Genomic DNA, 13,451 nt, shown 5'->3' with positions numbered 1-13,451 from the left:
GAGTAACCTTTTGAGTGATATACTGCCTAAAGCTTAGAGAAGACATTAATTGTTCGGTAGTCCGTATCCATTCGTTACATTGCCTTTCGATTGATCAATTACCGTAAGTGGCATCGGATGGAAATAACGGGGAGCCTGAGTTTCACGACCTACTACTCCATCGAGGATAGCAGCATTGAACATAGCTTTTGCATTTGCATTGTTCCAGATATTGATTCCCCAGTTTACTCTTTTGTACCCATCGGCTTCCAATGCCGCAGCCTCGGCGCCGTTCGGATTGATATAGTGATATAGTCCTTTGATGGCCAGATTTTTTGCGGTGGCTGTATGGGCTGGTGCGCCCCAATTGTAAATACCTCTCCATCCGGGATAGAGAGCAGGATCCGTTTCGTTCGGGGCTTCCTGCGTCACAACTGCCTTTGGGTTACCGCCAATCTGTACATATTTTGTCCAGATATAGTTGGAAATGGTTCTTCCACTGGGAAAAGTATAATATCCATCCGCTTCAAGGCCCGCTGACATGGCTGCCATCTCCTGACGCACCGCAATCGCTCTCTCGTTAAATTTGCCGGATCGAATCATGTCCCAGCGGATATCTCCCTCCCCTAACAATTCTAATCTTCGTTCACTGTAAATGGCATCCAACAGAGCCTCTCCCGATAGTCCTGCAATGTTCTTGCTTGTATTTCCAAATGCTCTCTGTCGAATTTGGTTCACCAGTGCTATTGCTCCGGAGTTATCCGTTCCCAGGATCGCCTTGGCTTCGGCAAGCATCAGCATCGCATCAGCCATTCTCATCACGGTGTAGTTCATACCGGATGCACGAAATGTGGCATTGGGATAATCGGGAACATCACCTCTGTTTTGGTCCCATTTGTTGATGCTTGGGCCGCCGCCGCCGATACGAGTGCCTACACCCAAAGGTACAAGGTCCTCCTGGCCGGTTGCAGCATTGCTTCCGGTAACCACCATACTCACATCGCGACGTTTGTCACCCGGTTCATATGCATTGTAAAAGAATGTGGGGATGATACGGATTGCTGCAAATGTATTCAACAATCTTACGTTTGCGTTATTGGAGCCGGGCCGTCCCTGACTATAAGGGACTTCAATGTTCCCAACACCGGGAATGGTGGCAATTTCAAACAACGATTCGGGACTCTCGCGTCTGGAATTTATCTCTTGCCAGTGCTTCTGAAAAGGATTGTTGGTCGTTCTGTCATCAGTAGTGATCAGTTTTGCTGTCCCATTTTGTGTGTTGACAGCGATATTGAGATATTGTTCGGCTGTTTTGATGTATTCCTGAAAGTCTATACGTCGTGCGTAGACACATGTTCCGTCATCGGTACCCTTGTATTCAAACTTTACATCACCATATAAGTTTGCCACATCGCTCCGGATGGTTTGCCACCCGCCGGCATGAAGTGCAATTTCACCGATCAGTGCATTGGCATAAGTGCGACTGATCCGTTCCACTGTGATACCTCCCTCTCCCAATACATACATTTTACCCTCTACGGCTTTGAGTTCTTCAATGATCTGGTCCATTATCTCAAAACGTGAACTCAAATGATACTCGTTCACAATTTTATTTTCATATCCAAAAGGAACATCCCCAAAATGGCGAACCAATTCCCAGGCACACAAAGCCCAAAGGGTCCTGGCTTCTCCATAAAGTTGTGTCCAGGCTGTGGGGCCATTACCTGCAATATCGGCCTGATATTCTGCTTTCAATTCGATCAGGTCGGCGATACGTGCAGCCCGTGCAAGAACAATGTTCAATGTGTTGTATAGGCCTGATGCTGAGTTTATCGTGGTTGCGGAGGGTTGAAGGCGTGCGATGACATTATTCGCTGTAGGATATTCGCTCATATATTCAGCATCCGATCCCAGAGGATCCTGCCAGTTGTAGTTACCGCCATGCGCTGCTCCCTGACGGTAGTTGGCGTACGCCCATGATAATGTTTTAAATGCTTCATCGGGGCTTGACATTACAAAGTTGTCATCTGATTGGCCTGCATTTGCTACATCCAGGTAATCACTGCAGACAACGAGCATGAATGGCATGAGTGCCAGGAATAAATATTTTACAATTTTTTTCATCATTGTTGTTCCTTTAAAATTATTATTCATTTACACGATTAGAAAGTGGCGTTTATCCCCAGCACAAACTGACGGGACCGGGGATAGGTTCCCCAATCAAAACCCGGAGTGGGGTAACGCGCATTGTTCGCGTTCTGCTGTGTATTGACTTCAGGGTCAAGACCCGAATAACTTGTCAGTGTAAACACATTGTAAATGGAACCATATAAACGGATGTTGTTAATTTTTACCGCATCAAGCAACAGTCTTGGCAAGGTATAGCCTAAAGTCAACGTGTTAAGCCGTAGGTATGAACCATCTTCAATTCCGATATTGGATACATAGCCTTGTTTCAGATATGTCAAGGGCAAACTTGCGTGTACGTTTGCGGCATCTAACTGATCGGGTGTGGCAAGTCGCACCAGATTTCCGTTCTGGATTTCGTATAGCTTGTAGGTGTCATTTACAATGGCTAGTTTATTGCCATATAAGCCACCGCCTTTTTCACCGTTGTAAAGTGTTGCCAGTTTGTTGGCGTTGTAAATATCGTTTCCGTAGCTCCAGTTAAAGAACATACCCAGATCGAATTTTTTGTAATTAACACTGATATTGAAGCCTCCCGTATGTATAGGAACCATCCTGCCGATTTCAACATAGTCTTTTTCATCCAATACTCCGTCTGGAACACCCTCGCCTCCGCTGACATCTTTGAATTTTGGCATGCCGGGATAGGCATATTGACCAGCTGGTACAATTCCACCATGAAATCCTACAAAGGAACTGGCCAGATCAGGAATACCCTCTTTCAGCGAGTACATGCCTGTTCCCGCATCATAATCGAAATCACTTGTGGTATAGTATCCTTTTCCGTCCATTTTTAATCCCATTACAATGCCGACAGGTTTCCCTTCCAGCAAGGCATAGTCGGCACTCGGGATTCCGGATTGAAGAAATTGTGTTCCATAAGCACTTTGGAGCCCTTCTGCAAGCTTATCAATGTTTCCCTTATTAAAGTTGATGTTTGCACTTGCTGAAATATTCCAGTCGTTGTTCTTAAATATTTCACCCGAAAGTGAAAATTCAATACCTTTATTGCTTGTTTGGCCAATATTTGCGAAGCTGGTATTAAAGCCTGTGATGGAAGGTATGTCAGTCAGCATCAACAAGTCCTTTGTGGTGTTTTTGTAGAGATCGATAGTCCCCCACAAACGATTTTTTAATACTGTAAAGTCGAGACCGATATTGCGTGTAATGGTAGTTTCCCACTTCAGGTCGCGGTTTGCCATCTGGTCAGATGCCAGGTCGTAAGAGGGATAAGGTTCGTTGTTTAATCCATACTGGAAGCGCGGATCCGTGGAGGCTGCCCAGAGCTGTGACCACTGATCGGCGCTGATGGCATCATTCCCCACCTCGCCATACGATAAACGAAATTTCAAATCGTCAAGCCAATCGGCCTCTTCCAGAAAGGACTCTTCAGATACGCGCCATGCCAAAGCAGCTGCCGGGAAATACCCCCAACGATGTTCAGGAGAGAAGGTTGACGATCCATCGGCACGGAAGGTCGCCGTGATGATGTACTTGTCGTGAAGGGAGTAATTTGCCCTGCCAAAATAGGAGAGGATGCGACCGGGAGTGGTTACTCCGGAGGAAATTCTGAGGTTTGCACCATACTGCGAGATCATAGCGAAGGCATTGTCTCTTGTGAAATTAGCAGGATATCGTTCTCCCTGAATGCGCATGAACGACCCGCTTGAATTGGTTAATTCCTGTCCTGCCAGGAAATTTACGCGGTGTACCTCGCTCAGTGTCATGGCATAATTGAGGGTGTTCGACCAGCGCAGGTTCCAAGCGTCACTTTTTCTGTAGTCTGCATCACCTGCATAGACAGCTTTGCCATTGCCATCCAGGTAACTCTCTTCGTTGCCGAAAGGTGTTGGGCCGCGCCAGTTTTCATTCTGAACATAGTTACGAGCTAATGTCAGCTCCGTGCGATAACTTAGCCCATTCAAAATTGTCCAGTTTACTCCGCTTGTGCCACGAAATGACTGACCTTTTGTTAAGTTTTCGTGATCTTTGATCACGGCTACCGGGTCAAACATGTCGTACATCACAAACTTCTCTTCACCTGAAATGGATCCGTGATCTAAATAGGTAAGATCCCCTTTGATATCTTCAACCGCAATGGGGCGGAACCGGTAAGCACCGGAGAGGGATGATCCGAAACCATTGGTGGTTCCCTCGTTACCCATGGTTTCCCTGTCCGTATATCGTACATCCAGATTGAAATCAAGATTTTTACTGATGTTCTGATCCAACTTGAAGGATGCCGTGGCTCTCCTGAAGTATGAGTTCAGTTTCATCCCATCTTCGTCGGTGTAATTCAAGCCAAAGATGATTTTGGTCTTTTCTGTACCTGTTGTAACAGTAAGGTCATGATTGTGCGAAAATGAACTGTTGTACACCTCCTTCTGAAGATTGTAAGGGGCCACATTTTTATACGCTTCAATACCTGAGGTATTGCCGGCATACGAACCAAGTCCAAACAACCGCTGAAATGGTTCCGTATAGCTTGCGCCAAAATAGGTGTCGAGGAGCCCCCATTTATAGGTCAAATAATCATAGGGATTAAAAGTGTCGAGATAGCCTGTTGGGGTATTGAATTTAGCATAACCACTATAGCTGACAGAGGCCTTACCCTCTTTACCCCTTCTTGTGGTGACAAGAATTACACCATTTGCACCACGCGCACCGTATATTGCCGTTGAGGAGGCATCTTTCAACACATCAATACTTTCAATCATGTCAGCCGGTATATCGCCAATGTTGCCCTGTATACCATCAATTAATATCAGCGGTTCATTGCTTTGAGAGATGGATCCACCACCACGTACACGGATTGAGAAAGAGGCATCGGGGCGTCCATCCTGTGAAATCACATTTACACCCGCCAGCTTTCCTTGCAGTGCCTGTGCAACGTTCGAGACGGGCGCGGCCTTGATCGATTCCCCCCTGACAGACGCAACCGAACCGGTTAAATCTCTTTTCCTTACAGTGCCATAGCCGATGACCACCAGCTCATCCAAACTGGAAACATCCTCCTCCATAATGATGTTGACAACATTTCCTGTGATTGGAACTTCGATTTCTCTCATCCCGATATAGGAGACATGCAGCCTATTTGCCGATGACGGAACCGTAAGACTATAGTTCCCTTCCAGATCAGTAGCTGTTCCGATGCTGGTGCCTTTTACCATCACGTTGGCACCAATGATAGGTACGCCTCTGGTATCTTTTACCACGCCTCTTATTGTTTGTTCCTGAGCTGTGATAATCAGTACGCAGAGGAAAAATAGCAGACTAACGAATAGTCTTGGTTTCCATGTTAAATTGTTCATACATTGTAAAATTAGATAATAAGATGAATTAAAATGTTTTAAAAAGTCAACACGTAGCGGCTATGCTCTCTTTGTCGCCCTACTATGTTTTTAGGGCATCGTTTTAAACAACAACATAAAGTTATACATCACAATTTTAGTCAATATTATATTTATAATGGTTGATAAATTGGTTTTTAAAGGGTGTTGAATCGTTTAAGCATATTTTATTTAATTCAAGAGATTTTTACAATCCTGCCCGTTTTATGTTTTTTGATCCATGATTGTTGGTCTATTTTTTTATAAAATCTTCTCCAAGCACATTAATAACGGAGTATTTTTGAAGATCATTTCTATTTAACTGTTTAGACCACGGAACTCTTTTGAGTGGATTTGCACCCTTTCCCTCATTTTTGTATTCTCCATATTTTACGGAATCCTCATTGGATGTTTTTCCCCAGTTATGCCAACCTTCTGCTTTAATTGTTTCTCCCAAGTGACACTCGATAAATACGACATGAGCAAAGGGGCGCCACGGTCTTCCCAGGTAAAATGAATTTTTATTTTCACCTTCTATCTCGCATCTGTAGAAGACATAGCCGTGTGTCTGATCTTCAGGAGTAGAAGCAGCAGTAATATATCCATCCTGTTTGCAATATATTTCACATTCATCGAAATATGCGATAGAGGAGCCAAAAATAAAATCAACGGTGCCTTCGATATAGCAGTTGTTATAATATTGTTTACTCCCGATTTTATGGGTGTAAAGCGTATCCTGAAAACCCAGAAAACGACAATTGATAAAAGAGGCACGGTCGCTTCGAACGATGATGGCAACGGCCTGACCAATAGGCCCTGCTGCATTTTCAAAAGTAATATTTTCTGCCCTGAAATTATCAGGGCAGACATAGATGCTTGCGGAGCCCGAAGTCCCTATTTCATCTCCAAGAATACTTTTCCTGGAAGCGAAATTATTGAATGATAAAATGGTTTTATGCTTGTCCTCACCAATTAGTGTCAGGGAATGCTTAGTGTCAGGGATAATGATTTTTTCCCTGTAAAATCCTTTTCGGATAAAAATACGGGTTGATTGTTTACGAAAATCAGGTACCGCATCGATTGCTTCCTGTACGGTCCGGAAATCGCCTGATCCATCTTGAGCAACCACAAAATCATACTCTTTACGATCAATGTCTGATACTTTATCAAATATTTTCCACAAAAAATTGGCGGCATAATTCACCGTGGAGAGATGCCAGGGATGAAAAAGCCAAAAGGTGTGTGGTGTATCCTCAAAAGTATGAACCTCAGAATAAATGTTTAAACTGTCTAATTTGCGAATATGTTCATCCCGTCCATTATGGAAACGAGGGATAGCGCTGTTGATAAAACATACAGGAGCAGAATTGGTATGGACCCAAAACAGTGCCGAGGCATCTTCCCATGTTCCGGGCTTTTCAAAATATGTTCCGCCAAGCCACAGTGCGTCTACAGGCATGTTGTCCCCGGTGACATGGGCTTTTTGTGCCCGGTCGATTGTTTCCTTATTGACGAAACTAGAAATACCATCAATATTCAGTACTGCTCTAATTAAGCCATCCCGATTTTTTGTCCCAATCAATGCCGCCAGTTGTCCACCCGCGGAGCAACCGGAAACGGCAATTTTTTCCCTTTCAATCTGATAGGCATCGGCATTTTCGTATAACCACTTTGTCGCATCGTTCAAGTCTTCTTCTCCAGCAGGATAGATTGCTTCCGGTATCAGCCGGTATTCTACCGTGGCTGTCACAAAACCTTTTTTCGCAAGGTTAATGGCCAATGATTTTTGCATATCGGGTGAGCCGGAATTCCAGCCACCGCCGTGTATCATTAATACAGCTGGAAGTGGATGATCATTATCGGGACGGTAAATTGAAAGCGTTAGCTCCCTATCGCCAAATTTTGTATCAGTAACCTTCTTGTATACAATATCATTAAAAGAAGTAACTCCTTCAGGAATTGAAGTGTTCACTGTTTTTATATATGGGAAACGTTTTAATTCTTTGATATAAGAGCTTTGCACCGTATAGCTCGTGTCCCGGGGAATACCATTCAACATTGCTTTTTGTTTGAGCAAGGAAAGCCTCTTACCCCAATCGGCCAGCACTTCATTTCTCCATTTGGAAACAGTTTTGCTTCCCTGCCAGATTCCATCAAAAAGATTTATATCTGTTTTATCTGTGAACCAGTTTCTACCTAATTCAATGCAGGAAGGTGTTGGCTTCCCCGGCCAAGAGCCATCACTGACAAATACACCTCTATTTCCATTTATTTCGATGATGTCAGAACTTATTGTATAGTGTAATGTCGCCGGTGCTTTTGGTGAGTATTTCACACTATAAGATCCATTTCCAAGGTAATATCCATCCCACTTTTGTTTGTCAATATGCAATGTAAAACAGGGAGTCCCCGCCTCTTTCTCTATTTTGGGACCACTGAAAATTAACTCGATAATTGAATACGTCGGAACAGTGTCATTTATTGTAGTGTTTCTGTCAAAAACGAATCTGTTGCTGTATTCCATTCTCTCAAAACTCCCGCCCCAACTTTCTCCGCAGGGATTGTCAGAATTCCCATTCATAAGATATAACAAAGAAGGCGTGTCTCCCATTTTCACGTTCCCCTCGTAATACCTTTTGAAATCAGCTCCCAGATATCCTGCTCCATTGATAAAGTTGTCATAATACCCGTTGTTAAACTTGTCCTCCTTTGTATTGTCAGAGATAAAACCTCTGTAAGAGGCGTTGTTTTCAATAAAAAAAAGATCCGGAAAGTGCTTCACGATATAGAGGTAGCTATTGACAGACCATTTTTTGTTTGGTCCCCCTATCCAATACACTTTTATTCGTTTTTTTATCTCTGGCGCATCATGCAGTGCCTGTGCCAGATCCTCAAGTCCACCCCATACAAGTATCCACAAGGGTCGATCGCTTTTCTTTTTTGCACATTTTATGATCCAATCCGATCCCTCCGTAGATTTATCATATCCTTTAAATGGGGCCAATCCCCTTCTTCCCTGTTTACAGATACTACGAAGGTATGCGGGATCGGGATAACCTTCAATCTTTCTTTGCAGCAGTGGTAGATCTTTCTCAAAAAGGTTGATCATTCTGATTATCTCCTCTTTATGCCCTTTGCCATATGATGGTGACGAGATTAGCCCTTCGATCTCGAATTGATTGCTATACGTCAGGAGGTGCATCATCGACTGATTGTCATCGGGGTCTGTGCCTCCAATATCCGTACTGACAAGAATGCGTGGTCTTTTAAGAGTAGTTTCCTTGGAGCTTACCTCTTGAGTGAGACAAAAAAACAAAACGAATGTTATGAAAAAAAGCTTTTGTGGTATCATGTCAATCAGTTGATAAATGAGGTTCTGATCTTTTTTAAATTACCCTGTTACGTGGCTCCAATTCCTGATTAAGCGTATTTTCTTTAACCAGGCTATTTATATATTTCTCTAGATTGGTATATCCATCTTTGCATAAGGTTGTTTGATTCCCGTCATATTCATTATAAGGGTTAAGATTGTTCTCTATTTCCCACTTGTCGGGCATTCCGTCTCCATCTGTATCTATTATTAAAGGAACCGCTGCATTTTCATATCTTAAATCAGGCCATGCACTCTCGGCACCATCAGGTTTCACATCTTCCTGCGAGTCTATGAGTCCCGGAAATTTCGATGCATCTGAAGATCGACTTCCGAAATAGGAGGCTGTTCCATTTTTTACTTCATGAACGATGCGAATGTCTATGTCATCCCGGATCCTGGAACAGCCTGCATATGCAAGCACCAGTTCATATGCCTTTTGGGCGGTATGAGTTGTAACAACATCGGTTTCCAAAGGTGCTGATAAGCGCATCTCCCTTTTTACCTGTTCTGTAAAAGTGTTGTCATTGCCGGTTTTGTCAATTTGTTCATAAATGCCCTTTTTCCAGTTGTCTTTTGTGACTTCATCATTTTTGTCCACAACGTTTCCATGAACATAAAATCTCCCCCAGACGTGTTCCATTGGCTTCCATGCATTTGGTTTGCCGTCCTTTCCGGTACAGTATTCAGTTGTACGCACTCCGATTGCAGCAATGCGGTATCTTATTTTATTGTTTTCAGGAGTTGCCGGCCCGGGTTTATAAAAATTATTCACGATGTTTACGTTCATTCCCTCGCCACCATAACAGCCAGCACCTGCCCAATTATAGAAAACATTATTCCTCATATCTACATGCTCATTCTCTTGTGTGGAAACATGCGGCCCCAGACGTGGTACCCTGCTTTCGTGGTGAGCCAGTAGGTTATGATGGAAAGAAGCACGTGTTCCTCCCCAAATAGCGCCGTATCCATGTTTCCCTTTGCTGTGCCCGGCTGTGCGGAGACTTTCGGTGATCATACACCATTGCACGGTAAGGTCTTCACCTCCATAAATTGAGCAGGTTTCATCGACCGACCAACTCACCGAGCAGTGATCGATGATCACGTTTTTATTCCTGCTTCCAGCCAGTCCGTCCGGCTCACCTTTTCCCATGTCCCCCACACGAAAACGCAGATAACGTATGATGATATTGTCTGCATGCAGTGTAACGGGATAACCGGCTATACAAACCCCTTTTCCCGGCGCTGTTTGGCCGGCTATCGTCAGGTCGCCATGAATAATTTTAAGGTTGCTCTCAAGAAAAATTGTCCCGGAGATGTTAAAGACAATTGTTCTTGGACCTTCCTGAGAGATTGCATAACGTAAAGTCCCTTTCTCAATTCCATCTTCGAGCGTACTCACATAGTAAACTTTCCCTCCTCTGCCTCCTGTTGTGTAACGCCCAAAACCTTCCGCACCGGGAAAAGCGACAGGTTTATCTGTTGGGGACGGATTGCCATTATGCTCCGCCATCACATGATGGAACATAAACAACGCTAGGAATCCGATTAATTTTACTTTATGCATAAGTGTCTGACAATATAGGATGGTAGATTATTCAGCAGAGAAATAATAGACTTTATTCGCATCCGTCGGAAAATCATAAAGCAGGGTTTCCTGCAATTCGCAGTTGACAATATTTGCCCCCTCATGAATAAGCGGACTTTTTATCGCTGCCGTCTTGTTAAATGGATTGATATTTTCGGATTCGCTGTCTGTGGGTCTAAGCTTTATATCTCCTTTTAATTTGTTGGGAGTTCTTAACCTGCAGTTTCCGCCAAGAAGGGAATGAATGGTCAGCTCTTTCACCATCGCTTCTTTCCATTCAATGTCTATTGTAAAGCCGCCTCTTGCACGTAAGCCCTTCACTTTTCCGGATGCCCATTTATCCGGCAAGGCTGGCAACAGATGTATAGCCCCATCGTGGCTTTGCAGTAGCATTTCTGCGATGCCTGCTGTACAGCCAAAATTTCCATCAATCTGGAAAGGAGGATGTGCATCAAATAAATTGGGATATGTGCCGCCATTTTGTCCCGATTTTTCTTGCGGAGCAGGCGTTAGCTGGTCTTCAATGAGTTTGTATGCCCTGTTGCCATCCAAGAGCCGGGCCCATAAATTTACTTTCCATCCCATGGACCATCCGGTAGATTCATCTCCCCTGTATTCCAGAGAGTTCCTTGCTGCCTGGAACAACGAAGGAGAGTGATAAGGCGAAATCTGATTCGAGGGGTATAATCCATATAGATGAGAAACATGCCGGTGTCGGTCTTCTATACGATCCCAATCCTGCAGCCATTCCTGTAATTGCGTGTGTTTCCCGATCTGCATGGGTGGTAGTCTGTCTCTTTTACTTCGGACCGTATCTGCAAACAGAGGATCACGTCCAAGGAGTTCAGAAGCTTCTATAAGATTGGAAAAAACATCGAATACAAGTTGATTATCCATGGTGGTGCCGGCGGTCATCGTCACACCACTGGAGTGTGTGTTTTCAGGTGACATGGAGGGACTAACCACCAACCAGTTGTTTTCCGGTTCGCTTTGCAACACATCTACATAAAAAGTGGCTGCATCTCTGAGAATGGGGTAAATGTTCTCGAGGAATACTTTGTCTCCCGAAAAGAGATAATGCTGCCATAAATGCTGGCTTAACCAGGCTCCTCCCATCGGCCATAAACCATAATAGGCCCCATCTACCGGTCCGGTTATTCTCCATAAATCCGTGTTGTGGTGGACCACCCATCCCCGGGCCTTGTACATTTTCCTGGCGCTTTCCTTGCCTGTTTCTGATAAGTCTTTTATCATGGAAAACAGAGGTTCATTTAATTCAGCTAAATTGGCTATTTCAGAAGGCCAGTAATTCATCTCCGTGTTAATGTTGATTGTATATTTGCTATCCCAGGGGGGTGAAAGTTTATCATTCCATATTCCCTGAAGATTAGCAGGTTGATTTCCAGGCTGAGACGAGGATATCAATAGATATCTGCCGAATTGGAAGTAAAGAGATACAAGTTGGGGATCATTTCCCGATTTGAAATCAATGATACGTTCATCGGTTGTCTTTTTAGCGACGTCTGTTACCCCCAAATCGAGTTCAACCCGGTCGAAATAGGAACGATAATGTGCGATGTGATCTTTCCTGATTGCTTTGTATGATTTTGACGCAATGTTGTTTAAATACTGCTTGCTGAGTTCTTCGGCATCGCCACTGATATCATTGTAATTTTTGAAGTTAGTGGCAATTACCACATAGATAACCGCCGAGTTTGCATCTCTGATATGAAGAGAGGAGTCTGTTTGCTCAATTTTACCTCCCACAATTTTAGGCTGAAATCTCGCAGTAAACTCAATCTTACCTTCTTTGTTGTCCGCATTCCCGCTTTTGCCTTTGAGAATAAGGGTATTGTTCTCTGTTCGTATACTGTTGTCAAACTGAGGAGTATTCACCCTGAGTGTAAAGTTTATACTCTTTTTTTTGTCTGCACTGAGATGAATTGCAATAACCTGATCGACGGCTGAAGTAAAGTACTCACGTTTGTATGTTGTATCACCTATTTTGTATCTGACGGTGGCAATGGCATTTTTAATATCAAGATCCCGATAATATTCGGAATAGTCGTTTTGATCAGGAAAATCGATCATCATATTTCCCAATGTTTGATAAGGCATGCCATAATTCATCTCTTTCGGTGCATGTCTGGGTATGCGTGTCATTGCCAATTCCTGAGCTTCCCGGGATTTACCTTCTGAAATAAGCTTTCTTATTTCCGGCAGGACTTCACTAAATCCCTCGGGAATGTTGTTCCCTGGCTCCCCGCCCCAAATTGTTTCTTCGTTCAGTTGTAGCTGCTCAGAATGTACGGTTCCATAAATCATAGCACCTAATCTTCCGTTGCCTATTGGAAGGGCTTCTTCCCAATATTCAGCCGGTTCATCATACCAAAGTTTCATTAAGTGAGAATCTGATTTTGTTTCACAGCTTCCAACGTGAATCAATGCTATTAAAGATAAAATGTAAAAATTGAACTTATTTTTCATGTTTGTCATATTTCCTGTATAAAGGGGCCTTTTGTGAAAAGGGAGTTATTAGGTTTAAAATTTGTGTATTAAGAGCAATAGGCAGCCAATTGTAATATTGCTTTTGACTCGCATACAAATCTAATTTATTTTATTCAAAGCAGAGGCGGCAAATTGGTTTTTAAAGGGTGTCATATTGTTTTTATGTGAAGAAATATAATGAGGGGAGTATAAAAAAATGTATATTTGCGATTAATGAATCCGTGAAGTATAAATCTGTTTTTAACCCAAAATAACGATTTCATACTTATGCTTATCTCGAGCAGTCGTCTTTTTTTGTTGAAAAATCTGTTTTGTCATTGAAAACAAAATTCAAAATATTGATTCTGACACTTTTTACACTTTTTGTTAGTGTGGGTGCGCTTATGTCTCAACCCGAAGCTTACTTCGTACATTATGGAGCTGAAAACGGCCTTCCACAACACACTGTCACCGATATCCTGCAAGACAAAAAGGGGTTTATGTGGTTTAG

The 13,451-nt window shown here is 43.3% G+C and carries 5 protein-coding genes; all 5 read right to left on the bottom strand.

Going from position 1 to position 13,451, the window contains the following annotated elements; translation table 11 throughout:
• Positions 1-45: 45 nt before the first annotated feature.
• The 5 genes from B3Z75_RS11155 to B3Z75_RS11135 all read right to left on the bottom strand — a co-directional run bounded on the left by B3Z75_RS11155 (position 46) and on the right by B3Z75_RS11135 (position 12,949).
• A complete protein-coding gene (locus tag B3Z75_RS11155; protein ID WP_294071592.1) occupies positions 46-2,106 on the bottom strand; it encodes a RagB/SusD family nutrient uptake outer membrane protein in 2,061 nt (686 codons plus the stop codon).
• A gap of 35 nt (positions 2,107-2,141) precedes the next feature.
• Positions 2,142-5,477, bottom strand: coding sequence for a SusC/RagA family TonB-linked outer membrane protein (locus B3Z75_RS11150; RefSeq protein ID WP_294071590.1), 3,336 nt, complete (start codon positions 5,475-5,477; stop codon positions 2,142-2,144).
• Positions 5,478-5,748: 271 nt separating this feature from the next.
• Positions 5,749-8,847 carry a pectinesterase family protein gene (locus B3Z75_RS11145; protein WP_294071588.1) on the bottom strand — a complete coding sequence of 1,033 codons (3,099 nt, stop codon included), beginning with the start codon at positions 8,845-8,847 and terminating at the stop codon, positions 5,749-5,751.
• 34 nt (positions 8,848-8,881) lie between these two features.
• The gene (locus B3Z75_RS11140; RefSeq protein ID WP_294071606.1) at positions 8,882-10,393 is read right to left on the bottom strand and encodes a pectate lyase family protein; all 1,512 of its coding nucleotides are present in this window, start codon (positions 10,391-10,393) and stop codon (positions 8,882-8,884) included.
• Positions 10,394-10,459: 66 nt separating this feature from the next.
• Positions 10,460-12,949: a glycoside hydrolase family 95 protein gene (locus tag B3Z75_RS11135; protein ID WP_414702894.1), complete on the bottom strand. Its 2,490-nt coding sequence runs from the start codon at positions 12,947-12,949 to the stop codon at positions 10,460-10,462.
• Between the last annotated feature and the right edge of the window lie 502 nt (positions 12,950-13,451).

It is taken from the genome of Proteiniphilum sp. UBA1028, from assembly GCF_002316955.1.
Classification (GTDB): domain Bacteria; phylum Bacteroidota; class Bacteroidia; order Bacteroidales; family Dysgonomonadaceae; genus Proteiniphilum.
This window is presented reverse-complemented; position numbering and strand designations above follow the sequence as displayed.